Source organism: Rhizobacter sp. Root404 (assembly GCF_001425865.1).
GTDB lineage: Bacteria > Pseudomonadota > Gammaproteobacteria > Burkholderiales > Burkholderiaceae_C > LMDS01.
The window spans coordinates 373,566-398,212 of the sequence record NZ_LMDS01000001.1; the positions used below are offsets into that span (position 1 = coordinate 373,566).

The 24,647-nt window shown below is 68.2% G+C and carries 22 protein-coding genes and 1 tRNA gene; 16 read left to right on the forward strand and 7 right to left on the reverse strand.

The genetic code is table 11. The features are described from left to right. The first annotated feature begins 36 nt into the window (after positions 1 to 36). From tatA to tatC, 3 genes are read left to right on the forward strand one after another with little or no spacing between them, the layout of a single operon-like run. Positions 37 to 279 carry a Sec-independent protein translocase subunit TatA gene (gene tatA, locus ASC76_RS01875; RefSeq protein ID WP_056461553.1) on the forward strand — a complete coding sequence of 81 codons (243 nt, stop codon included), beginning with the start codon at positions 37 to 39 and terminating at the stop codon, positions 277 to 279. A gap of 7 nt (positions 280 to 286) precedes the next feature. After that, positions 287 to 772, forward strand: coding sequence for a Sec-independent protein translocase protein TatB (tatB, locus tag ASC76_RS01880; RefSeq protein WP_056461556.1), 486 nt, complete (start codon positions 287 to 289; stop codon positions 770 to 772). A 4-nt stretch (positions 773 to 776) separates the two neighbouring features. Next, positions 777 to 1,565 carry a twin-arginine translocase subunit TatC gene (gene tatC / locus ASC76_RS01885; RefSeq protein ID WP_056461559.1) on the forward strand — a complete coding sequence of 263 codons (789 nt, stop codon included), beginning with the start codon at positions 777 to 779 and terminating at the stop codon, positions 1,563 to 1,565. A gap of 3 nt (positions 1,566 to 1,568) precedes the next feature. Here the strand turns inward: tatC and ASC76_RS01890 are convergent, their stop codons facing one another. Next, entirely contained in the window at positions 1,569 to 2,753 is a 1,185-nt protein-coding gene (locus tag ASC76_RS01890; protein WP_056461562.1) for a trypsin-like peptidase domain-containing protein, read from the reverse strand. A 103-nt stretch (positions 2,754 to 2,856) separates the two neighbouring features. Between ASC76_RS01890 and pdxA the strand changes: the two genes are divergently transcribed. Then, positions 2,857 to 3,891 carry a 4-hydroxythreonine-4-phosphate dehydrogenase PdxA gene (gene pdxA / locus ASC76_RS01895; protein WP_056461565.1) on the forward strand — a complete coding sequence of 345 codons (1,035 nt, stop codon included), beginning with the start codon at positions 2,857 to 2,859 and terminating at the stop codon, positions 3,889 to 3,891. A 9-nt stretch (positions 3,892 to 3,900) separates the two neighbouring features. On the opposite strand, the gene ASC76_RS01900 is transcribed toward pdxA, so the two are convergent. Together ASC76_RS01900 and mscL are read right to left on the reverse strand one after the other, a co-directional pair. Further along, positions 3,901 to 6,426: a DUF1631 family protein gene (locus tag ASC76_RS01900; protein ID WP_082548629.1), complete on the reverse strand. Its 2,526-nt coding sequence runs from the start codon at positions 6,424 to 6,426 to the stop codon at positions 3,901 to 3,903. A 112-nt stretch (positions 6,427 to 6,538) separates the two neighbouring features. Next, entirely contained in the window at positions 6,539 to 6,979 is a 441-nt protein-coding gene (mscL, locus tag ASC76_RS01905; RefSeq protein WP_056463055.1) for a large conductance mechanosensitive channel protein MscL, read from the reverse strand. A gap of 169 nt (positions 6,980 to 7,148) precedes the next feature. On the opposite strand from mscL, the gene petA reads away from it, so the two are divergent. The 6 genes from petA (at position 7,149) to ASC76_RS01935 (ending at position 11,431) form a co-directional block, all read left to right on the forward strand. Continuing rightward, positions 7,149 to 7,748 carry a ubiquinol-cytochrome c reductase iron-sulfur subunit gene (gene petA, locus ASC76_RS01910; protein WP_056461571.1) on the forward strand — a complete coding sequence of 200 codons (600 nt, stop codon included), beginning with the start codon at positions 7,149 to 7,151 and terminating at the stop codon, positions 7,746 to 7,748. A 68-nt stretch (positions 7,749 to 7,816) separates the two neighbouring features. Continuing rightward, positions 7,817 to 9,217: a cytochrome bc complex cytochrome b subunit gene (locus ASC76_RS01915; protein WP_056461574.1), complete on the forward strand. Its 1,401-nt coding sequence runs from the start codon at positions 7,817 to 7,819 to the stop codon at positions 9,215 to 9,217. A 25-nt stretch (positions 9,218 to 9,242) separates the two neighbouring features. Next, entirely contained in the window at positions 9,243 to 10,013 is a 771-nt protein-coding gene (locus tag ASC76_RS01920) for a cytochrome c1 (RefSeq protein WP_056461576.1), read from the forward strand. Between the two features lie 137 nt (positions 10,014 to 10,150). Then, positions 10,151 to 10,762: a glutathione S-transferase N-terminal domain-containing protein gene (locus ASC76_RS01925; protein WP_056461579.1), complete on the forward strand. Its 612-nt coding sequence runs from the start codon at positions 10,151 to 10,153 to the stop codon at positions 10,760 to 10,762. Positions 10,763 to 10,774: 12 nt separating this feature from the next. Further along, positions 10,775 to 11,305, forward strand: a complete 531-nt coding sequence (locus ASC76_RS01930; protein WP_056461581.1) for a ClpXP protease specificity-enhancing factor — start codon at positions 10,775 to 10,777, stop codon at positions 11,303 to 11,305. Positions 11,306 to 11,355: 50 nt separating this feature from the next. Next, positions 11,356 to 11,431 (forward strand) — tRNA-Thr (locus ASC76_RS01935). 7 nt (positions 11,432 to 11,438) lie between these two features. On the opposite strand, the gene ASC76_RS01940 is transcribed toward ASC76_RS01935, so the two are convergent. Further along, positions 11,439 to 13,697, reverse strand: coding sequence for a hypothetical protein (locus ASC76_RS01940; RefSeq protein ID WP_056461585.1), 2,259 nt, complete (start codon positions 13,695 to 13,697; stop codon positions 11,439 to 11,441). Then, positions 13,694 to 14,023, reverse strand: coding sequence for a DciA family protein (locus ASC76_RS01945; protein ID WP_235580309.1), 330 nt, complete (start codon positions 14,021 to 14,023; stop codon positions 13,694 to 13,696). Before ASC76_RS01945 ends, ASC76_RS01940 begins: the two co-directional genes overlap by 4 nt. A gap of 16 nt (positions 14,024 to 14,039) precedes the next feature. Here ASC76_RS01945 and ASC76_RS01950 point away from each other — a divergent pair, with 16 nt between their 5' ends. From ASC76_RS01950 to ASC76_RS01960, 3 genes are all read left to right on the forward strand, one after another. Further along, positions 14,040 to 15,002: a M23 family metallopeptidase gene (locus tag ASC76_RS01950; RefSeq protein WP_056461588.1), complete on the forward strand. Its 963-nt coding sequence runs from the start codon at positions 14,040 to 14,042 to the stop codon at positions 15,000 to 15,002. 197 nt (positions 15,003 to 15,199) lie between these two features. Next, positions 15,200 to 17,944: a preprotein translocase subunit SecA gene (gene secA, locus ASC76_RS01955; protein WP_056461591.1), complete on the forward strand. Its 2,745-nt coding sequence runs from the start codon at positions 15,200 to 15,202 to the stop codon at positions 17,942 to 17,944. An 87-nt stretch (positions 17,945 to 18,031) separates the two neighbouring features. Beyond that, on the forward strand, positions 18,032 to 19,813 hold the full coding sequence (locus tag ASC76_RS01960; protein ID WP_056461594.1) for an ATP-binding protein: 1,782 nt from the start codon (positions 18,032 to 18,034) through the stop codon (positions 19,811 to 19,813). An 18-nt stretch (positions 19,814 to 19,831) separates the two neighbouring features. Here ASC76_RS01960 and ASC76_RS01965 read toward each other — a convergent pair whose 3' ends face one another. Then, the gene (locus tag ASC76_RS01965; RefSeq protein ID WP_056461597.1) at positions 19,832 to 20,779 is read right to left on the reverse strand and encodes a crotonase/enoyl-CoA hydratase family protein; all 948 of its coding nucleotides are present in this window, start codon (positions 20,777 to 20,779) and stop codon (positions 19,832 to 19,834) included. Further along, positions 20,776 to 21,423: an iron-containing redox enzyme family protein gene (locus ASC76_RS01970; RefSeq protein WP_056461600.1), complete on the reverse strand. Its 648-nt coding sequence runs from the start codon at positions 21,421 to 21,423 to the stop codon at positions 20,776 to 20,778. The genes ASC76_RS01965 and ASC76_RS01970 overlap by 4 nt, the downstream gene beginning before the upstream one ends. 186 nt (positions 21,424 to 21,609) lie before the next feature. On the opposite strand from ASC76_RS01970, the gene argJ reads away from it, so the two are divergent. From argJ to ASC76_RS01980, 3 genes are all read left to right on the forward strand, one after another. Continuing rightward, positions 21,610 to 22,839 (forward strand): bifunctional glutamate N-acetyltransferase/amino-acid acetyltransferase ArgJ, encoded by a 1,230-nt coding sequence (gene argJ / locus ASC76_RS01975; RefSeq protein ID WP_056461604.1) that lies wholly within the window; start codon positions 21,610 to 21,612, stop codon positions 22,837 to 22,839. Between the two features lie 122 nt (positions 22,840 to 22,961). After that, positions 22,962 to 23,138: a hypothetical protein gene (locus ASC76_RS25005; RefSeq protein WP_157615207.1), complete on the forward strand. Its 177-nt coding sequence runs from the start codon at positions 22,962 to 22,964 to the stop codon at positions 23,136 to 23,138. Positions 23,139 to 23,290: 152 nt separating this feature from the next. After that, complete coding sequence (locus ASC76_RS01980) at positions 23,291 to 24,643, forward strand: MFS transporter (RefSeq protein WP_056461607.1); 1,353 nt, start codon at positions 23,291 to 23,293, stop codon at positions 24,641 to 24,643. Positions 24,644 to 24,647 lie beyond the last annotated feature (4 nt).

A 24,647-nucleotide genomic window follows, 5' to 3' on the forward strand; every position in this document is an offset into this window, starting at 1 on the left:
CCTAGAATTCCTCGAAAGTCGTTTGGAGAAAAAATCATGGGTTCATTCAGCATTTGGCACTGGCTGATCGTGTTGCTGGTCGTCGTGCTGATCTTCGGCACGAAGAAGCTCAAGAACATCGGCGCCGACCTCGGCGGCGCGGTGAAGGGCTTCAAGGACGGCGTGAAGGACGGCGGCTCGACCACCACCGAGACGCCGGCCGCACCGCCGGCGCAGGTCAACACGACGCGGGCGAACGACGCCAACACGGTCGACGTGGAAGCGAAGACCAAGTCGTGATCCGGACGTGATCGACTTCGGCTTCGACAAGATCGCGCTGATCGGCGCGGTCGCCCTGATCGTGATCGGCCCGGAGAAGCTCCCGCGGGTCGCGCGCACGGTCGGCCACCTCGTGGGCAAGGCGCAGCGCTATGTCGCCGATGTCAAGGCCGAGGTGAACCGCTCGATCGAGCTCGAAGAGCTGAAGAAGATGAAGACCGAGTTCGAGGATGCGGCGCGCAACGTCGAGAAGACCGTCTCGAGCCACATGAACGAGGCCAAGTCCGATCTGGAAAGCACGTGGAACGAGGCCAACGGCGTCCTGCCGCCGAACAGCGGCCAGCACGAGACCTGGACGCCGCCACCGCCCGCGTACAAGCACCCGAAGAAGAACTGGCGCCTGAAGCGCGGTGCGACGCCGCAGTGGTACAAGCAGCGCGCGGGCGTGCGGGTGAAGGCGCAGTCGGGCGCCGCGCGCGTGGCGCGCTTCCGGCCGCCGCGCTCGACGGCTTGATGCGATGAGCACCACCCCCGACAAGCCCGACGAGATGGAGGGCACCGAGCAGCCGTTCGTCTCGCACTTGGTCGAATTGCGCGACCGCCTGGTGCGCTCGTGCATCGCGATCGGCATCTGCTTCGGCGTGCTGACGATCTGGCCCGGCCCGGCCGGCCTTTATGACCTGCTGGCCGCGCCGCTGACCGCCCACATGCCCACCGGCACCGGGTTGATCGCCACCGGCGTCATCTCGCCGTTCCTGGTGCCGCTGAAGATCACGCTGATGGCCGCGTTCATGCTGGCGCTGCCGGTCGTGCTGTACCAGGTCTGGGCCTTCGTCGCGCCGGGCCTCTACACCCACGAGAAGCGGATGGTGCTGCCGCTGGTGGTCTCCAGCTCGCTGCTGTTCTTCATGGGCGTCGGGTTCTGCTACTTCTTCGTGATCGGCAAGGTGTTCACCTTCATCCAGAGCTTCGCGCCGAAGAGCGTCTCGGCGATGCCGGACATCGAGGCCTACCTGAGCTTCGTGCTGACGATGTTCATCGCGTTCGGCGCGGCGTTCGAGGTGCCGATCGCGGTGGTGGTGCTGGCCCGCCTGGGCGTCGTCAGCATCGACAAGCTGAAGGCGTTCCGCTCGTACTTCGTCGTGCTGGCCTTCATCATCGCCGCGGTGCTGACGCCGCCGGACGTGGTCTCGCAGCTCTCGCTGGCGATCCCGATGGTGATCCTGTACGAGGTCGGCATCATCGCCGCCGGCTTCTTCATCAAGCACACGCAGGCGCCGGCGGAAGACGCCGGCACCAGCGCCTGACCCTTACTCTTCGCGGCGCAGCGCGGTGCGCTGCTGGGGTCGCTGGCCGATCGTGACGTCGACGGTCAGGGCCTGCCCCCCGCGCTGGACGCCGATGGTTGCGACGGCCTTCGGCTTCAGTGCCGCCACCGCATTGAGCAGCTGGTAGCTGTTCGCGACCGGCGTGCCCGCGACGCTGACGACCACATCGCCCGGCCGCAACCCGCCCGCGCTTGCCGGGCCGCTCTGCACGACGCCGGTGATCAGCACGCCCTGCTGGATCGGCAGGTTCAGGGTCTGCGCGATCTCGGGCGTCAGGTCGCGCTGTTCCACGCCGATGAAGCCGCGCGTGACCTGGCCGTCCTTGATCAGGGCCTCCATCACCTGGCGCGCCGTGGTCACGGGAATCGCGAAGCCGATGCCCAGGCTGCCCCCGGTGCGCGAATAAATGGCGGTGTTGATGCCGAGCAGGTTGCCCGCCGCGTCGACCAGCGCGCCGCCCGAATTGCCCGGGTTGATCGCGGCGTCGGTCTGGATGAAGTTCTCGAAGGTGTTGATGCCGAGCTTGTTGCGACCCAGCGCGCTGACGATGCCGGAGGTGACCGTCTGCCCGACGTCGAACGGGTTGCCGATCGCGAGCACCACATCGCCGACCTGCAGCTTGTCCGCGTCGCCGAAGGTGATCGTTGGCAGCCGCTCGAGCTCGATCTTCAGCACCGCGACGTCGGTCTCCGGGTCGGTGCCGACCAGCTTGGCGCGGGCCTGGCGGCCGTCCGTCAGCATGACCTCGATGTCGTCGGCACCATCGACCACGTGGTTGTTGGTCAGCAAGTAGCCCTCGGCAGAGACGATCACGCCCGAGCCGAGGCCAATCTGCGGCTCGCCGCGCCCGGGCCGCGCGCGGTCGCCGAAGAAGAACTGGAACACCGGGTCGTCGCTGCGGGCGCCGCGTGGCGGCGCCTTGCTGGCCGTGATGCTGACGACCGCGGGCGAGGCGCGCTTGGCGGCGGCGCTGTAGCTCGTCACCACGGGTGCGACGCCCTGGGCGGTGGGCAAGGCGGTCGCCGGGCTGGTCGTGATCGAGACGATGCTCGGCGTGGCCGAGCCGATCCCACGGTGCAGCCACTCGGGTTTGAGCGTTGCGACGACGAACAACACCGCGACCGCGACGGTCACGGCCTGCGAAAAGACGAGCCAGGTTTTGCGCATCGGTATGCGGGGGCCTCGAGAGTGAAGTGGGGGCGACGCCGTGCGTCCGAGCGGAGCACCGATTATCGACGAGCCCGATCGGCGATTCGCGACAATGGCGCCCATGACCACTGAATCGAATTCCGCGCCCGCGCGGCCGATGGCGATCACGATGGGCGACGCCTGCGGGATCGGGCCGGAGATCATCGCGAAGCTGTTCCGCACCGCGGACGCGACCGGCTGCCTCGTGCTCGGCGATGTGGAAGTGATGCGCCGTGCCGCGGCGTTGACCGGCGGCCGGCTCGCGGTCGCGCGCGTCGAGACGCCGGCCGATGCGCTGGCGCAGCCTCCCGGGTGCTTGCCGGTGTTGCCCGTCGCCGGCCTGCCGAGCGACCTGCTGGCCGCGCCGCTCGGCCACATCGATGCGCGTGCGGGTGCCGCCGCCGGCGCGTGCATCGCGCGTGCCGTCGAGCTCGCGTTGGCCGGCGAGATCGCCGGCATCGTGACCGCGCCGATTCACAAGGAGGCGCTGGCCGCCGCGGGCATCGGCTATCCGGGTCACACCGAGATGCTGCAGGCGCTGTCGGCGCCGGGCGTCACGCCGCCGCCGGTGCGCATGATGCTGGCGAACGACGAACTGCGCACGGTGCTGGTGACGATCCACCTGTCGCTGCGCCGTGCGATCGAGGCGGTCACGTTCGACGCGGTGCTGCAGACGATCCGCATCGCCCACCGCAGCGCCGCGCGCTGGGGGCAGCCGGCGCCGCGCATCGCGGTGGCGGGCCTGAATCCGCATGCCGGGGAGGGCGGCCTGTTCGGCGACGAGGAGCTGCGCCTCATCGGCCCGGCCATCGAGGCGGCGCGCGCCGAGGGCATCGCGGCCAGCGGGCCCTACGCGCCGGACACCGTGTTCATGCGCGCGCGCAACGCGCCGGGTCACCCGGGCGAGTTCGACATCGTCGTCGCGATGACCCACGACCACGGGCTGATCCCGGTCAAGTACCTCGGCGTCGAAGAAGGCGTGAACGTCACGCTCGGGTTGCCGTTCGTGCGCACCAGCCCCGACCATGGCACCGCGTTCGACATCGCCGGCACCGGCCGGGCCGACCCGCGCAGCCTGGCCGCTGCGCTGCGGATGGCTCGGCGCCTCGCCGCCTGACCGAGCCGGTCAGACGCGCGAGGCCGGGGCGCCGGCCGCCGGCGCGGCCATCGCGGCCAGCTGGCGGCGCGCCCGGTGGGTGGCGCGTTCCATCAGGTACGCGCTCTCGACCGCGCGGAAGCGGTTGGTCTCGCACATCCGCGCCAGCATGCGCGCGGTCATCGAGATCGTCTCCTGGTGCTTGCGGCCGCGCGTGAACACGAAGAAGCTGCGCGCCGCGCTGACATGCGCGAGCCGCACCTTCTGCCACTCGTCCTTGAGATGCATCTGGTAGGCGAAACCGAGCCGCACATGGTCCATCAGCTGCGGACCGCGAGTCGGCTCCGGCGGGTCGGCGCTGGACAACGCGATGTCGATGTCGATGCCCGGCAAATCGGCGGGTGCGGACTCCCCGCTGATCGAGTTGCCGGAATCCGGGCCGGCATCCTGGCCAAGGTCGATGTCGACGGTGCCGGACCAGTCGACCGCGCTCTCGGTGATCAGGCCGACGCGCTGCGCCTCCTCCGGAGAGAAGCGCTTGGCCAGCACCTCCGCGTCGACCTCGGGCACCGGGTCCGACGGCGACAGCGTGTTCGAAACCGGCACCGGGATGTTGAAGATGTTCTCGAGTTGCTTGACCAGCATGTTGTGGTCGAGCTCGCTCAGCGGCGGTGACTTGAGCGACGCCGCGTGCGCCGGCAGCAGGCGCGAGAAGAAATCGCGCTGTGCGGCCTCGGGCCAGCCGATCAGCGCCATGCCTTCCTTCAGGTCCTTCATCAGCTGCGGCAGCTGCATCAGGAACTTCTGCCGCTGCGGCGGGGAACCCTTGGGCTGCACGCTCATCACCAGGTCGCGCGCGGCGCGGCGGTAGCGCAGCGACCGGTCGGAGTCGGCGCCGTCGCGGTTCGAGGCGAGCACCAGCGCCTGGCTCCAGACCTGCGGCAGGAAATCCTGCAGGTAGTCCGGCAACGCCAGGGGCAGCAGCGAGGCGCGCAACTGCAGCATGTAGCGCTGCTGCAAGCGCAGTTCGGCCTCCTTGTTGCCGAGCGTCGCGACGGTACCGCCCTGGCGCACCTGCTCGTCGGTCTGGTCGGCGATGAAATCCTCGAGCGCGCCGAGCTTGGCGCCGTAGAGCTCGATCTGGTCGAAGTCGCCTTCGACGATTTCCTGCACCAGTTCGCGGACGCGGTCCAGGAAGTGCTTGCCCGGGCCGTCCTCGAAATCCTCGAACGCGCAGGCCAGCGACGCGATCCGGTTGACGAAGCGCCGCACCGGGTGGCGGCGCGACGAGAAGAACGTGGCGTCGTTCAGCGCGACGCGCAGCACCGGGAGCTGCAGCCGTGCGATCTGGCGCGCCATCTGCGGCGGCACCCGGGAGTCGGAGAGGATCTGGTCGAACAGGCTGCCGACCACGTCGATCACCATGTGATCGAGCTTGCCGGTGGAGGCCTGCAGCAACTCCTCGCGGTGCGCGCGGATCAGGTTGACCGCCATCAGCCCGGTCATGCCGTCGGACGCGACCGGGACCGTGCCGACGCCGCCGGGGCGAGGGCCGGCGGGGGCATAGGTCGATGCGCTGGCGGCCTCCGGTGCGCCGAAGCGCGAGGCGGCGAGGATGCTGTCGAGCTCGCCCGGGCGGCTCGCGGCGGCCGTGAGGTGGCGCAGCAAGGCCATCAACTGCGCGTCCGCCACCACCGCACCGGATTGCGAGGCCACACCCGAGCGGGACGAGGCACCACTGCCGGAATGTCCGCTGCCCAGTCCGGTGGTCGGACCGCCCTGGCTGGAACGCGCGCCGTAGCCCGAGGTCGACGTCCCCTGCACGCTCGACGCGCCCGCGTCGAACTGGCCGCGCATGCTGCTCAGCGTCGCGTAGCCGGAGGTCACGCCCGGCAACTGGTTGCCCGGCCCTTCGACCTGTCGGACCGCCAGCGCCATCGGCTGGATGCCGCGGCTCTGCAGCCCCTGGACGATCTGCGCGTAGCACGCCGGCATCGCCTTGGCCATCGCGTTGCCGAACTCGCGCGCCAGCAGTTTGCGGGTCTCGGGCTGGTCGGAGGTGGCCTCGATCGCCTTGTAGAGCGCAGCGCCGACGACGTCGGCGCGGAACGGGTTGCGCTCCTCGTCGGCAGTCTCGTTTTGGAGCAGCGAGGCCATGTACGCGGCCAGATCGCGGAGCTCGGCTTCGCACGCGTGCCAGATCTGCTGGCCGAGGCGCGTCGCGATCATCTGGCCTTCGACCTCGCTCTCGTCGACGAGCGTCAGCGACTGCCAGTTGGTCGACGCCAAGGTGCGCTTGGATTCCTCTTTCGGCTTCAGTTCCTGGGCGACGCGTTCGTTGAGCGACTGATCGAAGGCCGCGTGCATCGCCAGCTTGTTGCGCCGCAGGTCGAACCGGGCGGCATTCTGCAGCGCCAGATCACCGGTCGGCTGGCCGGCGTGCGGCGCGGTGCCCAGGCTTTCCGACAGCTCGGTCGCTACCGCGGTCAGCGTGGCCCGGAGCTGCCCGCAGGCAATGTCCAGGGCGGCTCGCAATCGAGGTTCGATGAAGCTCATCTCGTGCAGAAGGGCATGGCGTGGCGCTGCCGCGCAGGCGAATTTGCGGGATGGCCAGCTGCGCGGCCATGAAGTATGGCCCGAAAACGCCGCGCCTCGGCGGGCGGCGACCCTACTTCCGCAGGGCGTCGCGGATCTCCCGCAGCAACACCACGTCCTCCGGCGTGGCCGGCGCAGCTGCAGCCGCAGGCGTGATCGCTTCGGCGAGCTTCAGCCGGTTGATCTGCCGGATCATTAAAAAGATGATGAACGCCAGGATGATGAAGTTGATCGCCACGGTGATGAAGTTGCCGTACGCGAACAAGGGCACGCCGGCCTTGGTCAGCGCCTCGTAGGTCATCGGCCCGTTGTAGCCCGCGGGCGGGTTGGCCAGCATCACGAAGAAATTGGAGAAGTCGAGCCCGCCGAACACGCGACCGACGACCGGCATGATCAGGTCCTTGACGACCGAGTCGACGATCTTTCCGAACGCCGCGCCGATGATCACGCCGACGGCAAGGTCCACGACATTGCCCTTGAGCGCGAATTGTTTGAACTCCGATGCGAACGACATGTTGAGCACTCCTGGGGGTCACTGCGGTCAGAAGGCTGACGCGCAATTGTTGCGGTCAGTCGCCGCGTAGTATTCCGGAGGTCGTGATGAAGTCAAGCGCCTTGACACGTCCGCTAGAATCGCGGGTTGACCCTGCCTGAAGCCTTCAGAAGTCTCGTTGAGGATCCCTATGAGTGACCAGCAAATCGACAGCAGCAAACGCACCTGGATCATCGCTTCCAGCTGCGCCGGGGCTGTCGGTACCGGCTTTGCCGCCGTTCCGTTCGTCGCAAGCTTCCAGCCGTCGGAGCGCGCACGCGCTGCCGGCGCCGCTGTCGAAGCCGATATCAGCGGCCTGAAGCCGGGCGAGAAGATGACCGTCGAATGGCGCGGCAAGCCGGTGTGGATCGTCCGCCGCACCGAGGCGCAGCTCGCCGAGCTGCCCAAGCTCGACAAGGCGCTCGCCGATCCGAACTCCAAGCGCACCAACTTCGCCGAAACGCCGGAGTACGCGCGCAACGAGTGGCGCTCGATCAAGAAGGAATACCTGGTCGTGGTCGGCATCTGCAGCCACCTCGGCTGCTCTCCGAGCGACAAGTTCGTGCCGGGCCCGCAGCCCTCGCTGCCGAACGACTGGGAAGGCGGCTTCCTCTGCCCGTGCCACGGTTCGACCTTCGACATGGCCGGCCGCGTCTTCAAGGACAAGCCCGCTCCCGACAACCTCGAAGTGCCGCCGTACATGTTCCTGTCGGATACCCGGCTGATCATCGGCGAAGACAAGAAGGCCTGAGCGGGCGCGCGCGAGCGAGCGACGCTGATCCCAGGCACCAAGACGGCACCCCAGGAGTACATCACCACATGGCCGAATACCACGAAGCCCCCGCGAACGCGACGACGGGGCAGAAGCTGCTGAACTGGGTCGACAACCGGTTCCCGCTGTCCAAGCTCTACAACGAGCACGTCGGCGAGTACTACGCGCCGAAGAACTTCAACTTCTGGTACATCTTCGGCTCGCTCGCGATGCTGGTGCTCGTGATCCAGATCGTCACCGGCATCTTCCTGGTGATGAACTACAAGCCCGATGCGGCCAAGGCCTTCGAGTCGGTCGAGTACATCATGCGCGACGTGCCGGGCGGCTGGATCATCCGCTACATGCACTCGACCGGCGCGAGCGCGTTCTTCATCGTCGTCTACCTGCACATGTTCCGCGGGCTGATGTACGGCTCCTACCGCAAGCCGCGCGAGCTGGTCTGGATCTTCGGCTGCGGCATCTTCCTGTGCCTGATGGCCGAGGCCTTCATGGGCTACCTGCTGCCGTGGGGCCAGATGAGCTACTGGGGCGCGCAGGTCATCATCAACCTGTTTGCCGCCGTGCCGTTCATCGGCCCGGACCTGGCGCTGCTGATCCGCGGCGATTTCGTCGTCGGCGACGCGACGCTGAACCGCTTCTTCAGCTTCCACGTGATCGCGGTGCCGCTGGTGCTGCTGGGCCTGGTGGCCGCGCACATCATCGCGCTGCACGAGGTGGGCTCGAACAACCCGGACGGCGTCGAGATCAAGGCCAAGAAGAACGCGGCCGGCGTGCCGCTGGACGGCATCCCGTTCCACCCGTACTACACGGTGCACGACATCTTCGCCGTCAGCCTGTTCCTGATGGTCTTCAGCGCGGTGCTGTTCTTCGCGCCGACCGGCGGCGGCTACTTCCTGGAGTTCAACAACTTCATCGAGGCCAACCCGCTGAAGACGCCGGCGCACATCGCTCCGGTCTGGTACTTCACGCCGTTCTACTCGATGCTGCGCGCGACCACCGACCTGATGGTCCACATCCTGTCCGCCATCCTGCTGATCGCGGCCGTGCTCGCGATCGTGCGCGGCGGCTTCAGCGCGATGGGCAAGCTGATCGTCGCGATCGGCGCGCTGGTCGCGGTGGCGCTCCTGAACTACTTCGACGCCAAGTTCTGGGGCGTGGTCGTGATGGGCGGCGCGGTCATCATCCTGTTCTTCCTGCCCTGGCTGGACCGCAGCCTGGTGAAGTCGATCCGCTACCGCCCGAGCTGGCACAAGTACCTCTACGGCGTGTTCGTGTTCTTCTTCCTGATCCTGGGTTACCTCGGCTCGCAGGCTCCGTCGGACGTCGGCAACTACGTCTCGCAACTCGGCACGCTCGTGTACTTCGGCTTCTTCCTGCTGATGCCGTGGTGGAGCCGCATCGGCACCTTCCATCCGGTGCCCGATCGCGTGACTTACGCCGCCCACTGAGCCGACGCGCCGGAGCATTCACACAATGAAAAAGTTCTTTCTCTCCCTGCTCGTTTCGTTCGGTTTCATCACCGGCGCCGCCGCCAGCGAAGGCGGCTACGCGTGGGACAAGTTCCCGACCGAGAAGATGTCGGACATGGCCGCGCTTCAGCACGGCGCCCAGCTCTTCGTCAACTACTGCCTGAACTGCCACTCGGCGAACTACATGCGCTACAACCGCATGCACGACATCGGCCTGACCGACGACGAGATCAAGAAGAACCTGCTGTTCGCGGCGGACAAGGTGGGCGACACGATGAAGGTCTCGCTCGACCCGAAGCGGGCCAAGGAATGGCTGGCCGCCGCGCCGCCCGACCTGACGCTGATCGCCCGCTCGCGCGCCGACATCAGCAAGGGCAGCGGCGCCGACTACCTCTACACCTACCTGCGCACGTTCTACCGCGACGACACCAAGGCGACCGGGTGGAACAACATGGCCTTCCCCGACGTGGCGATGCCGCACGTGCTCTGGGAACTGCAAGGTCAGCAGGTCGCGAAGTTCGTGGAAGAGAAGGACCACCACGACCCGAGCAAGACGATTCACCGCTTCGAGGGCTTCGAGAAGACCTCGCCCGGCAAGCTCGACGAGCATGCCTACGATCAGGCGGTCGGCGACCTCGTGGCCTACCTGCAGTGGATGGGCGAACCGGCCCAGGAGCACCGCGTGCGCATCGGCGTGTGGGTGCTGCTGTTCCTGAGCGTGCTGACCGTGTTCACCTGGCGCCTCAATGCCTCGTACTGGAAAGACGTGAAGTGACGTCGTCCCGGCTTGCCGCCTGACCGGGCAGCAGGCACCGCGCGCAGTGGCAGGCCGAACCGGCTGACCACTGCGTTCCCGTTTTTGACATGCCGCCCCGGCGAACCCGGCGCGGCCCGACCCAAGGATCCGCCGCCATGATGGTGCTCTACTCCGGAACGACCGACCCCTACTCGCACCGCTGCCGCTTCGTGCTGTTCGAGAAGGGCATGGACTTCGAGATCCGCGACGTCGACCTGTTCGCCAAGCCCGAAGACATCGCGCTGATGAACCCGTACAACGAAGTGCCGATCCTGGTCGAGCGCGACCTGATCCTGTACGAGTCGCACATCATCAACGAGTACATCGACGAGCGCTTCCCCCACCCGCAACTGATGCCGGGCGACCCGGTGGCGCGCGCCCGCGTGCGGCTGTTCCTGTTCAACTTCGAGAAGGAGCTGTTCGCGCACGTGAACATGCTCGAATCGCGTGGCGTCAAGGGCACCGACAAACAGCTCGAGAAGGCGCGCTCTCAGATCCGCGACCGGCTCACCCAGCTCGCGCCGATCTTCCTGAAGAACAAGTACATGCTCGGCGACGACTTCTCGATGCTCGACGTCGCGATCGCGCCGCTGCTGTGGCGCCTCGACTACTACGGCATCGACATGTCGAAGAACGCCGTGCCGCTGCTGAAGTACGCCGAACGCATCTTCTCGCGCCCGGCCTACATCGAGGCGCTGACGCCGTCCGAGAAGGTGATGCGCAAGTAAGGGCGTGATCCCATGAGCAGCCCCCCGATCGCCCCGGCCACGGCGGGATCGTCGACCCGCCCCTACCTGATCCGTGCGTTGCACGACTGGTGCACCGACAACGGCTTCACGCCGTACGTGGCGGTGTTCGTCGACGCCAGCGTGCAGGTGCCCAGCGAGTACGTGAAGAACAACGAGATCGTCCTCAACGTCGGGTTCGAGGCGACCAGCGCGTTGAAGCTCGGCAACGAGACGATCGAGTTCAAGGCGCGCTTCGGCGGCAGCTCGCGCGAGATCGTCGTGCCGATCGACCACGTGATCGCGATCTATGCGCGCGAGAACGGGCAGGGCATGGCGTTCCCGATGCCGACGGAGGCGACAGCCACGCCGTCGACCATCTCCGGCGAAACGCCGGCGAGCGTGACGCCGCCGCGCGCGGCGCCGCGCCTGGCGCTCACCGACGCACCCGCGCCAGCCAAGGGCAAGGGTGGGTCGTCGGTCGACGAGCCGCCGCCCGAGCCGCCCGGCGGCGGGTCCCGCCCCTCGCTCAAGCGGATCAAGTAGGACCGCGCCTCGTATACTTTTCCCTCGCCTTCCGGCTTGACCGGAAACGCGCCGGCTTAGCTCAGTTGGTAGAGCACCCGCCTTGTAAGCGGAAGGTCGTCAGTTCGATCCCGACAGCCGGCACCATGCGCCCTCAGCGCAACACCACGTACATCGTCCCGACCGGAAAGCGGAACTCCACCTGGGCCGCGTCGCGCTTGAGCGCGACGGCGGCGACCGGCATGCCGTTCATGTCGAGCGCGGTGGCGCGGGTCAGCGCCGGGTTGCGGATCGTCACGTCGAGCTGCGCGTTCTCGACCCGCCACGGCGCCGTGCCGAACGATTTCACCTCCCAGCCGGCGACGGCCGCAGCGCCCTTGGGCGCGATCTGCACCGGCACCTGAAGCCACCCGGTCGGCCGGCTCTGCGTCGCGTACTGCACCAGGACCTGCCGCGATCGTGCCAGCGGCAACCCGTCGAGCGTGACCGCCAGCGCGGCGCCGAAGGCATTCGTCGACGCGAAGCGCACGTCGCTCAGCTGGTGCACCGGCGCGCCCGCGAAGTGGGCGGCGACACCTTGCACCATCGGTGCGTCGACGGTGCACACCCCGCGCGCCGCGTCCATCACGATCTGCTCGGACGCGGCGCGGATGATGCCCGCCGCCGCGCGCGCCGCCCACCCGGTGGTCGAGGTGGCGGCGCGATCGGTAGCGAACGCGACCGTGACCGGGCCGGCGAGGAACGCCGTGGGCGGGACCGCGCCGGCGTTTGCGCCTGACGCCGTGCGGGTCGCATCGCGGTTCGGATCGAAGGCGTTGGCCTCGACGACGGCCGGCACCTGGCGCTTCCACAGGTCGTCGAGCGGCCGGCCCTCGGCGACGACCGGCGCGGCGCGCTTCAGGTAGCCGCTGCGGTACGCCAGCGCGGCAGCCGGGAAGCTGCCGAGCACATCGGGCTCGGCGAACGACCATTTCTGCAGCGACGGCAGGTAGCCGTTGGCCGATCGCGGCGGGGCGAAGCCTTCCTCGCCGGTGCTGAACCAGTAGTAGCCGCCAATGCCGGTCAGTGACGCATACGCCGCGATCAGGAACGGCCCTTCGGCACCGTAGCCGTTCGGCGCGACCCAGCCGCCTTCGGTCACGAGCATCGGTCGCCCTTGCGTCTGGCGCAGGTTGATCGGCAACGCGGCCGGATCGCGCAACACGCTCTCGCGCGTGAACCGGTCGCCGTTCAGGACCGCCCAGCCGTTGGACGGACCTTCGTGCAGGCCGCCGGTGTAGACGTTGGTGGCGTCGACATCGCCGGCGGTGTACGACCAGCGTTCGACGTCGCCCAGCCGCGCGTTGCTCGCCGTGCGCCAGTTGCCGGCGTTGATCAGCGGCCGCACGCCGAGTTCGCGCTTCAGGTAGTCGACGGTGCGCGCGTTGAACGCCTGCATTGTCCGGGCGTAGAACTCGGTCTGATCGGCCAGCCGCGCGGCGCGTCCGCCGCGGGGCGGGGCCTGCGTGAGCTGCCACATCGGCAGCAGCGCGAGGCGGTTCGCTTCCGGCGCATCGCCCGGTGCGCGCTCGCCCGCCCAGGCCGCGAGCGCCTTCTCGAGCGAGCCGTGCCGCCCGGCCGCGAACTCTGCGAAGCGCGTCTCCAGCGCCTGGCGTTGCGCGCCCTGGATCGAGTCGACGGTCCAGAACAGCAGGCTGTCCTCGTTCTGCAGCTGGATCAGCGCGACGCTCGGATCCTGCGCCAGCGCCACGCCGGTGTACGGGTTCTTTTCGGTCAGCAGCTTCTTCAGCCAGGTGCGGTAGGCCGTCTGCAAGGTCTCGTCGAAGAACAGCAGGCCCCACGCGGCCTGCCCGGCGCCGCCGGGGATGTCCCAGGTCTTCGCGAACTTCATCCGCGCGGCCCAATAGGGGGAGATCGTCGTGTAGATCCCCTCGCGGCGCATCGCGGCGACGGTGCGCCAGATGCTGTCGCGCTCGGCCTCGTCGATGTCCGTGATCGCGGCAGTCGGGTGCGCGGCGAGGTCGGGGCTGATCTGCCGGTGCAGGCGCACCATGTTGACGCCGCGCTTGGCGAGAAAGCGTGCGTGGCGCGCCAGGTCCGGCGCGGTCTTCGGCCCGAGAGGCTTGGCGACGAACGGGCCGTGGCCGGTGTCGGTGTTGACGGCCCAGAAGCGGATCGGTTGCCCGTCGCCGCGCACGAAGCCGCCGTCCAGGCCCACCCGCACGAAGCCGGTCGCGCCGGCCAACGGTTCGTTCAGGCGGCGCAGGTCGAGCAGCGCGGCGGGATCGAAGGTGTCTGCCGGGGGGTCGAACGCCCAGGTGCCCGCGTCCTGCGCCCGCAGCGTCGGCGTCGCCGACAGGCCGAGCACCAGCGCCGCGGCGATCAGCGCGTGGCGCCGGCATCGGCCGGTCATGTCGATTGAACCTTCACCCGGATTGCGCTAACCTCCCACCCCCGTTCGCGCAGCAGGTCTTCGAGGCGCGGTTGCAACTGCCGCAGCTTCGCGGCCACTGCCGCATTGGCGGCCAGCAGCGACCAGCCGTTCTCGTCGACCGGGCCCGGCCGGACGTGTGCGGCGAGCGCGGACGGCATGCCGGCGCGGATCGCCTCGAATCGGGCGTTGGAGTCGCGCATCAGCAGTTGCAGGCGGGCGAGCGGCGCGCTTTTTGCCAGTGCCTGCTCGATGCGCAGCGCATCCGGTGTGACCGGCAGCGGTCGCGAGGAATGCTTGGGGTTCACCCGAGGGAGTGTAGCGATGCAGATTCTGATCACCCATGGCAGCCTGGCGCGCACGCGCGTGCTGCGCTTCAACCGCTGGCAACTCGGCGCCGCGCTGCTCGGTCTGGTCATCGGCCTGACGCTGCTGTCCGGCACGGTCTACAACTTTGTCTTCCTGAAGGCCGCGCGCGAGGGCTGGCCGGTCGTCAGCCAGTTGGTGCGGTTCGTGGTGCGCGACGAGTTCGCGCAGCGCGACCGCTTCATGCGCGAGAACCTCGACGCGATGGCGCAGAAGGTCGGCGAGGTCCAGGCCAAGCTGATCCGGCTCGAGGCGATGGGCGACCGCGTCTCGACCGCGGTCGGCGTCAAGCCGGAGGAACTCAAGTCGGTGCCGCGCGCCGGCGGGCAGGGTGGTCCGTTCGTGCCGCTGGCCGCCGGCGTGGCGCCATCGCTCGAGCAACTCGGCGATGCGCTCGACGCCGTCAGCATCGAGGCCGACCAGCGTACCGATGTCTTCACGCTGCTGGAATCCCGCCTGCTGGAATCGCGACTGACCGCGCTGATGATTCCCAACAGCCGCCCGGTCGACGGCGCGGTCGGCTCCGGGTTCGGATTCCGTGCCGACCCGTTCACCGGTCGCGCGGCGCTGCACACCGGGCTCGACTTCCCGAGCGACATCGGCACGCCAGTGCGCGCCGCGGCCGGCGGCGTCGTGCTCTCGAGCGAGCATCATCCCGAGTACGGCCAGCTGGTCGAACTTGACCACGGCAATGGCCTGGTGACCCGGTACGCCCACAACTCGCGGGTACTGGTGCGCGCCGGCGACCTGGTCAGGCGCGGGCAGGTGATTGCCGAGGTCGGCACGTCGGGACGGTCCACCGGGCCGCACCTGCACTTCGAGGTGCTGGTCGATGGCGTGCCGCAGAATCCCGCCAGGTTCCTCGCCGGCGGCGACGCGCCGCTCGCGGCCGCCGCCAAGTCCTCCCGCCCGCGGCGCTGATCCGCCCCCGGTCGGCCGCGGGCTGAATGTTAAAATTCACGGCTTTGGCTGCTCCGCCGCGCCGGCGAAACCTTGTTTGGCGCCCGGTCGACCGCACCTAGCCTGAACTTTCAGCGGATCTCCGCAGCGGAGCGGCGCCACGCGCTCCGCGGCCCGCGCCAGCGGCCTCGCTGCCCCGTTCCCAACCCAGACGCCGCATGTTGCCCAAGCTCCTCACCTCGATTTTCGGTAGCCGCAATGACCGCCTGCTGAAGCAGTACCGGCAGGTCGTGGCCCAGGTCAACGCACTGGAGTCGCAGTTCGAGGCGCTCGACGACGCCGCCCTCGTCGCCAAGACGGACGAATTCCGGCAGCGCTTCAAGGCCGGCGAGACGCTCGACAAGATGCTGCCCGAGGCCTTCGCCGTGGTGCGCGAAGGCGGCAAGCGGGTGCTCAAGATGCGCCACTTCGACGTGCAGTTGATCGGCGGCATGACGCTGCACAACGGCAAGATCGCCGAAATGCGCACCGGCGAGGGCAAGACGCTGATGGCGACACTGCCGGTCTACCTGAACGCCATCACCGGCCAGGGCGTCCATGTCGTCACCGTCAACGACTACCTCGCGCGCCGCGATGCCGAGTGGATGGGGCGCCTGTACACCTTCCTCGGCCTGACGGTCGGCGTGAACACGCCGCAGATGAGCCGCGAGGAGAAGCAGGCCGCGTACGCGGCCGACGTGACCTACGGCACCAACAACGAATTCGGCTTCGACTACCTGCGCGACAACATGGTGCAGGACGTGGCCGACCGTGTCGCGCGCGGGCTGTCGTACGCGATCGTCGACGAGGTCGACTCGATTCTGATCGACGAGGCCCGCACCCCGCTGATCATCAGCGGTCAGGCCGAAGACCACACCGAGATGTACGTGCGCATCAACGCCGTCGTCCCGCAACTGAAGAAGCAGATTGGCGAGCTCGACCTGCGCACCGGCGAGGGCGTGATCGAGCCGGGCGACTTCACGGTCGACGAGAAGAGCCACCAGGTGTTCCTGACCGAGGACGGGCACGAGAACGCCGAGCGAATCCTCGGCGAGGCCGGCCTGCTGGCCGAGGGCGCATCTCTCTACGACCCGGCCAACATCACGCTGATGCACCACGTGTACGCGGCGCTGCGGGCCAAGCACCTCTACAACCGCGACCAGCACTACGTGGTGCAGGACGGCGAGGTCGTGATCGTCGACGAGTTCACCGGGCGCCTGATGACCGGGCGACGCTGGAGCGATGGCCTGCACCAGGCCGTCGAGGCCAAGGAAGGTGTGCAGATCCAGAGCGAGAACCAGACGCTCGCGTCGATCACGTTCCAGAACTACTTCCGCATGTACGGCAAGCTGTCGGGCATGACCGGGACGGCCGATACCGAGGCCTACGAATTCCAGGAGATCTACGGCCTCGAGACCGTGGTGATCCCGCCGAACAAGCCGACGATCCGCAAGGACGAGCTCGACCTCGTCTACAAGACCAGCCGCGAGAAGTTCGAGGCCGTGATCAAGGACATCCGCGACTGCCACGAACGCGGCCAGCCGGTGCTGGTGGGCACCACGTCGATCGAGAACTCGGAGCTGATCTCGGGGCTGCTGCAGCAGGCCAAGCTGCCGCACAACGTGCTGAACGCCAAGCAGCACCAGCGCGAGGCCGAGATCGTCGCGCAGGCCGGCCGTCCGGGCGTGATCACGATCGCGACCAACATGGCCGGCCGCGGGACCGACATCGTGCTCGGCGGCAATGTCGAGAACCAGATCAAGGCCTTCGACGCCGACGAGACCGCCACCGAGGCCGACAAGGCGGCCTACGCGACCAAGCTGCACGCCGAATGGCAAGGGCTGCACGACAGCGTCAAGGCCCAGGGCGGCCTGCGGATCATCGCGACCGAGCGCCACGAGTCGCGCCGGATCGACAACCAGCTGCGCGGCCGCTCCGGCCGCCAGGGCGACCCGGGTTCCTCGCGCTTCTACCTCTCGCTCGACGACTCGCTGATGCGCATCTTCGCCGGCGACCGCGTGCGCGCGATCATGGAGCGGCTGAAGATGCCCGACGGCGAGGCGATCGAGGCGGGCATCGTCACGCGCAGCATCGAAAGCGCGCAGCGCAAGGTCGAGGCGCGCAACTTCGACGTGCGCAAGCAGCTGCTGGAGTACGACGACGTCAGCAACGACCAGCGCAAGGTGATCTACCAGCAGCGCAACGACATCCTCGAGGCGCAGAGTCTGGCCGGGCAGATCGCCAGCCTGCGCGAGAGCACGATGACCGACGTGGTGCGCACTTTCGTGCCGACCGACAGCGTCGAGGAGCAGTGGGACCTGGCCGGCCTGGAGAAGGTGCTGGCCGACGAGTGGCACGTCGTGCTGCCGCTCAAGGCCGAGGTCGAGAAGAGCGCGTCCATCACCGACGAGGAGATCGTCGAGAAGGTCGTTGCGGCCGCGAATGCCGCGTTCGACGAGAAGGTCGAGCGGGTCGGCCTGGAGCAGTTCACGCCGTTCATGCGCATGATCCTGCTGCAGTCGATCGACTCCCACTGGCGCGAGCACCTGGCCGCGCTGGACTATTTGCGCCAGGGCATCCACCTGCGCGGCTACGCGCAGAAGAACCCGAAGCAGGAATACAAGCGCGAGGCCTTCGAGCTGTTTTCGCAACTGCTCGACGTCGTCAAGATGGACGTGACCCGCGTGCTGATGACGGTGCGCATCCAGTCGCAGGAAGAGGTCGCGCAGGCGGCCGAGGCGATCGAGGAGCGGGCCGAGCGCATCAGCAACGTCACCTACACGCACCCGAACGAGGACGGCAGCGTCTCGCAGGAGGCCGATCCGGCGACGCTGGCCGACGAGGTGCCGAAGGTCGGCCGCAACGACCCGTGCCCGTGCGGCAGCGGCAAGAAGTACAAGCAGTGTCACGGCCGCCTGGCCTGACGGCCTGACCCAAGTGCCGGTGCGACGCAGGAGAAATCAGCGTCCGCGCGCGTCGTGTCGCACAGCGCAGGCTATGCTCGGCGCTGGATGAGCAACGACCCTGTCACCGATGTGGCCGTGCAACGCGAGTTGTTGCGGCTCTCCCTGCACAACTCGTCGCGCAGCGTGCCGTTGCAGCTCGTCGCGGTGGTCGTGCTGGCCGGTTTGGGGTACTACGCGGGCCTCTACGTGGCCGCCGGCGCGACCGCGCTGCTCGGCGTGGCGGTCGGCGTGTGGCGCGTCATGATCACGCGCCGCTTCGATGTCGACACCCTGCCGGATTCCGATCTGCCTCGCGCCACGCGCCAGCTCGAAGCCAACTCGGCGCTGGCCGGACTGATGTGGGTCGTGAGCTCGTTCGGAATCTATGCGCACCTGTCCGGGACCTCGGCCACCGCCTATGTGGTGTTCGCCTGCGGCTCGATCTCGACGGCCGCGTTCTTCATGTCGCTGGTGGGCCGCTCATTTCTTTGGCTCGCGGTGCCCGAACTGGGCAGTGTGTTCCTGGCCACCCTGATCGCCGAGTCGGTGCGATCGGTGCCTCTGGCGGTGCTGGTGGCGCTGTACGGCGTCACGATGGTGCGGGCGGCGAAGCAGTTCAGCGACACCACCGTGCGCGCCGTTCGCCACGCACTCGAGGCCGATGCGGCGAACGCGTCGCTGCAGCTGGCCAAGGAATCCGCCGAGAGCGCGAACCTCGCGAAGTCGCAGTTCTTGGCGACGATGAGCCACGAGATCCGCACGCCGATGAACGGGGTGATGGGCTCCCTCGAGCTGCTGCGGCGCTCGGTGCTGGACCCGGACCAGCGCCGCCTGGTGCGCACGGCGTCGCAGTCGAGCGCGTCGCTGATGAGCATCCTGAACGACGTGCTCGACCACTCGAAGATCGAGGCCGGCAAGCTCAGCCTCGTCGACGCGCCGGTCTCGCTGCATGCGATGGCGGTCTCGGTGATGACGCTGTTCCGCGGCAATGCGGATGCCAAGGGGCTGACGTTGAACCTGGACATCGAGCCAGATGTCGAGGATTGGGTGCTGACCGACGCGCAGCGGCTCAAGCAGGTGCTGCTCAATCTGGTCGGGAATGCGATCAAGTTCACCGAGCGTGGTGACGTGATGCTGCGCTTGTCGCCGTCCACCGTCCCGGCCCGCGACAAGCGCGTCGGCATCACGTTCGAGATCCGCGATACCGGCATCGGCATCCCGGCCGAGGCGCAGCCGGACCTGTTCCAGCCGTTCCATCAGGTCGACGGGTCGCGCAGTCGCCGGCGCGGTGGCACCGGGCTGGGGCTGGCGATCAGCCAGGCCATCGTCCAGGCGATGGGCGGATCGATCGAGGTCAAGAGCCGGCCGGGCTTCGGCTCGCGCTTCCGCTTCACGCTGAACCTGGAACGCGACCCCGAGACCGTGCACGCGCCGCCGGGCGAGTCGGCGCTCGGCGGCCTGGACGGCGAGTCGAGCCTGATGGGCGTGGTGCTGGTCGTCGAGGACAACGATGTGAACCGGATGATCGCGCGCGAGGTGCTGCAGTCGATCGGGGTCAGCGTCGTCGAGGCGACCGACGGCATCGAAGCGCTGGCGCAACTCGAACTGAACAATGTCGACGTGGTGCTGATGGATTGCCAGATGCCGGTGATGGACGGCTACCAGGCAGCGCGCGAGATCCGCAGCCGCGAGGCCAAGAGCGGGGCGCCCCGCGTCCCGATCCTGGCGCTCACCGCCGATGCATTCGAGGAAGACGCGATGCGCTCGCGCGAGGCGGGCATGGATGGACATCTGGCCAAGCCCTATACGCGCGAGCAGCTGCTGGAGCTGCTGCGCAACTGGCTCTGAACGGTCGAGGACAGGCGCTCAGTTGAGCGCCGACCACTCGGTGATGCCGGTGCGCTCCTCGCCCCAGGCCGTATCCAGCTCCATGCGCTTGATCTCGTCGACGGCGCCTTCGCGGGTGATGTCCCCGGCCTTGCGCACCTGGGCGCGCGCCAGCCGCTCCATCAGACGCAGGTCGCGGTCGCTCAGGTCCAGCGCCGAGGTCGTCCACTGGTCGACGATCGCCATCAGCATCTCGCGCGTGATCGGGGCCGCGAGGCGCCGGGCTTCCAGCGCCGCCAGCGTGCCGCGCAGCCGCGGGTGCACCTGGGCCAGCACCGCCTCGATCGCCGCCTCACCCTCGCCGTCCTCGACGATGACGTCCACCAGGTGGCGCCGCATCAATTGCTCGGCGGTGTAGAGGCGGCCCGACAGGATCATCTCGTTCGCGATCGAGAAACCCGCCTTGCGGATCACGAAGTTCCACGCGCCCATGCCCGGAAACAGGTTGAACAACACCTCGGGGAAGCCGGCCTGCGCACTGCGCTCGAAGATGATCTTGTGGAACGGCATCACCGATTCGAGCCCGCCGCCCAGGGTGTCGCCCTGCACCAGCACCGTCGTGTGCACGCCCAGCTTGGATGCGTTCTCCAGCCACCACACCATCTCCACGCAGCGCCGGCCGTACATGCGCAGAGAGTCCACGTCGCGCGCCCGGATCAGCAGCACGAACAGCGACAGGTCGCCGCCGAAGTTGAAGACGCCGGTGACGTCGGACGTGAGGACCAGGTGCTTGACCAGGCCAGGGCTGGCTTCGATGTCGTCGAGCACGCGCTGCATCTCGGCGATGCCCGCCAGGCTGTAGCACTGGATCGGCTTGACGTAGGTGCGCACGCGCAGCGCCTGCCGGTCCGGGTTCCACTCCAGTCGCAGGTACTTGTACGGGCGCGTCATCAGCGCCGTCAGCTGCGCTTTCTCGTGTGGAGTCATATCGCCGCGAAGATCCCGGTGATCTGCTGGAAGTTGACGAGGGTGGACTCGACGATGGCCTCGCGCGCCGCCTCGTCGGTCAGCGTGTTGAGCACCTGGCGAAGTTCGATCATGTGCTCGGCGTCCATCGTGGCGTGCGAGCTGATGAACGAGACGCCGCGGTCGCCTTCCAGCAGCAGCGAGTCGCGGATCGCCGACGAGAACGTGCCGCCATACACCGACGCGATCACCTCCAGGGCGTACATCATGCCGAGCACCGAGCACGGATGGCGCCGATCGGCCGACCAGTAATTGAAGCCGGTGAGCGCGAGCACATGGACCGACGGGGAGTAACCGCGGGTGTCGTCCGGCTGGACGCCCACTGCTTCCAGGTCGTTCATCACCCACTCTTCGTGTCCCGACTCCTCATGCATGTGCTCGTACAGGAAGTAGCGCACCTGGCGATGGGCATCGGTCACGCGGCTCGCGGCCGCCGCGCACACCGGGTTGAAGTGCCACACCACCTGGTACAGCTCCAGCAGCAGCTTGCGGTAGCGCTCGATCGACATGCCGTGCGCGACGGCGTCCAGCACGACCGGATGGGTCTCGAAATCTCGGCGCGCCTCGTCGGTGCGAAGCACCAGGTCAGCGAAGAAAGGCAGCATTCAATGGGTTCCCGACAACGTGATTCAGCATTCCGTGCGGCCGTCGAATTGTCGACGGACCGTCAACCTGATGCATGTTTCGGGCCGACTCTAATGCAGGTGCACGACCTTTGCCCATACGTAAGCCTTACAGGGTCGGGCGGCCGCATGCACAATCCCCCGCCATCCCCGCTCGAATCGACTGCCATGCCCGTCAATCTGCAAGCCCCCGATCCCCAATCCCTGTACGCCGTGCGCGGCGTCGAGCTCGGCATCGCGATGGCCGGCGTACGCAAGGCGAACCGGCGCGATTTGACGGTGGTGACGATCGCTCCCGGCTCGACCGTGGCGGGCGTGTTCACCCGCAACCGCTTCTGCGCGGCACCGGTGCAGTTGTGCCGTACGCACCTGGCCAGCAGCTCCGCGCCGCGGGCGATCGTCATCAACACCGGCAACGCCAACGCCGGCACCGGCGAGGATGGGCTGGCCCGCGCGTTCGCCACCTGCAGCGCACTGGCCGGCCACCTGAAGATCGCGCCCGAGCAGGTGCTGCCGTTCTCGACCGGCGTGATCATGGAAAGCCTGCCGGTCGACCGCATCGTCGCCGGCATGCCGGCGGCCATCGCCGACCTGCGCGCCGACCACTGGGCCGAGGCGGCAGAGGCGATCATGACCACCGACACCGTGCCGAAGGCCGCCTCCGCGCAACTGCTGATCGGCGGCCGTACCGTGACGATCACCGGCATCAGCAAGGGCGCCGGGATGATCCGGCCGAACATGGCGACGATGCTGGGCTTCGTCGCGACCGACGCGGTGATCGCGCCGGCACTGGTGCAGGCGCTGGTCACCGACGCGGCGGACCAGTCCTTCAACCGCATCACGATCGACGGCGACACCTCGACCAACGACTCGTTCCTGCTGATCGCCACCGGCCTGGCCGGGCATGCCGAGATCACGCAGTTCGAGAGCGGCGATGGCCGACGCCTGCGCGACGCCGTGGTTGCCGTCGCGCGTCAGCTCGCCCAGGCGATCGTGCGCGACGGCGAGGGCGCCACCAAGTTCATCAGCGTGCAGATCGATGGCGGCAAGACCGAGGCCGAGTGCCGCCAGGCCGCCTACGCGATCGCGCATTCGCCGCTGGTCAAGACGGCGTTCTTCGCCAGTGACCCGAACCTCGGCCGCATCCTCGCCGCGGTCGGCTATGCCGGCATCGACGACCTCGACCAGACGAAGATCGACCTGTTTCTCGACGACGTGGCGGTCGTCCAGAACGGTGGGCGGCTGGCGACCTACCGCGAGGAGGACGGCGCCCGGGTGATGAAGCAGAGCGAGATCACGGTGCGGATCGACCTGCACCGCGGCGCCGTATCCACCACGGTCTGGACCTGCGACCTCAGTTACGACTACGTCAAGATCAACGCTGATTACCGCAGCTGAGCGCGGCGTCCGCCCCCGCCTCATCGATGCAGTGGATGCGGCGCAACGACGACCGGCCCGGCCGGCTTGTCATCGCCCGCCGCCCGCTGCTACCATCTCGGCTCGATTTGACCCGCCCACCCATGAGCCCCGCCTTCCACGCCCACGCCCGCACCGCTGCACGCGGTGAGCCGTGCGCCGGCGCGGTCTGGCTCGACTCCGGCATCGCGCCCGGGCTCGTCGTCGTCGACTCGAACCGACCGGCCTCTCCGGCCGGCATCGCACGCGGGCTGTTGAAGCAGTTCGGCGCTGCGCATTAGTCCTCTCGGCATCCGCTTCTGACCAGGAGCTTCCGCTGAGAACTCAGCGGAAGAATCGGAAACACGCCCCTTCCTTTCGCTGCACCGGGTCCACCGACCCATCAGGGCATCCAACCCGATGCCGCGAGAAGAAGACGAAAGAGGTGAGGACCATGAGACAGGTCTTGTTGAATTCCATTCGCGGCTGGCGACGCCGCTTGCGCCTGCCGGCCGACGATCTGCTGCGCGATGCGACCTACCGGCGCCTGTGGACGTCGATCCTGATCAGCTCGTTCGGCGGGCAGGTGACGATGCTGGCGCTGCCGCTGACGGCGGCCGTGCTGCTGCACGCGAGCCCGACCCAGATGGGCCTGCTGACCGCGATGGAGATCGCGCCGTTCGTGCTGTTCTCGCTGCCGACTGGCGTGTGGCTGGACCGGGTGCGCAAGCTGCCGGTCTACATCGTCGGCGAGACGCTGCTCGCGGTCGTCGTCGCCAGCGTGCCGTTCGCCTGGTGGATGGGCTGGCTCTCGATGGGGTGGATGTACGCCTGTGCGTTCCTGCTCGGCACGGTCTTCACGATCGCCGGAACGGCTGCGCAGATCGTGCTGACGCAGGTGGTCGCGCGCGAGCGACTGGTCGAGGCCCACGCCAAGAATGCCCTCGCCGGTTCGGGGGCCGAAGTGGCCGGGCCGGGGCTGGCCGGCGCGTTGATCAAGCTGGTCGGCGCACCGCTGGCGCTCCTGGTCGACGCGGTGCTGCTGCTGGTCTCGGCCGCGATCCTGCGCGGCATCGTGGTGGTCGAGGACCTGCGGCCGCGCGCCGACGCCCATTTCATGCGCGACCTGCGTGCCGGCGTGCGCTTCGTGCTGCGGCACCGCTTGCTGGTCGCGCTCGCGCTCGCGGTGGGTGTCTGGCAGATGTGCCACAACGCCGCGGTCGTTGTGCAGATCCTGTTTGCCACGCGCACGCTCGGCTTGTCGGAGCAGGCGGTCGGGTTGAGCTACATGGGCATGGGCGTCGGCACGATCCTGGCGAGTGTCGTCGGCCGTCGCGTGAGTGCACGGGTCGGCCCCGGCCCGTGCCTGGTGCTCGGTTTCGCGGTCTGCGGCGCGGGCTGGCTGCTGCTGGCGGTGGCACCGGTCGGGCCGTTCGGGGTCGCCGCGTTCGCGCTGATGCTGATGCTGTTCTCGACCGGCGCGGTGCTGGTGTTCATCAACTTCCTGGCGCTTCGCCAGGCGGTGACGCCGCCGCACTTGCTCGGGCGCATGACGAGCACGATGCGCTGGCTGATCCTGATCCCCGCGGGCCCCGGCGCGCTGCTCGGCGGCTGGCTGGGAGAACAGTTCGGGTTGCGCGCGGCGCTCGGCTTCGCGGGCGGTGGCGCCTTGCTGCTCGCGCTGCTTGCGTGGCGCGCGCCGGTGATCCGCCGGGTGCGGGCCTTGCCCAGGCCCGAAAGCGAGCACGACTGGCTGGGCGCCGAGGCCGATGTGCGGTCCGCGCGCCCGGCGATCGAACCCGTCTGACAGG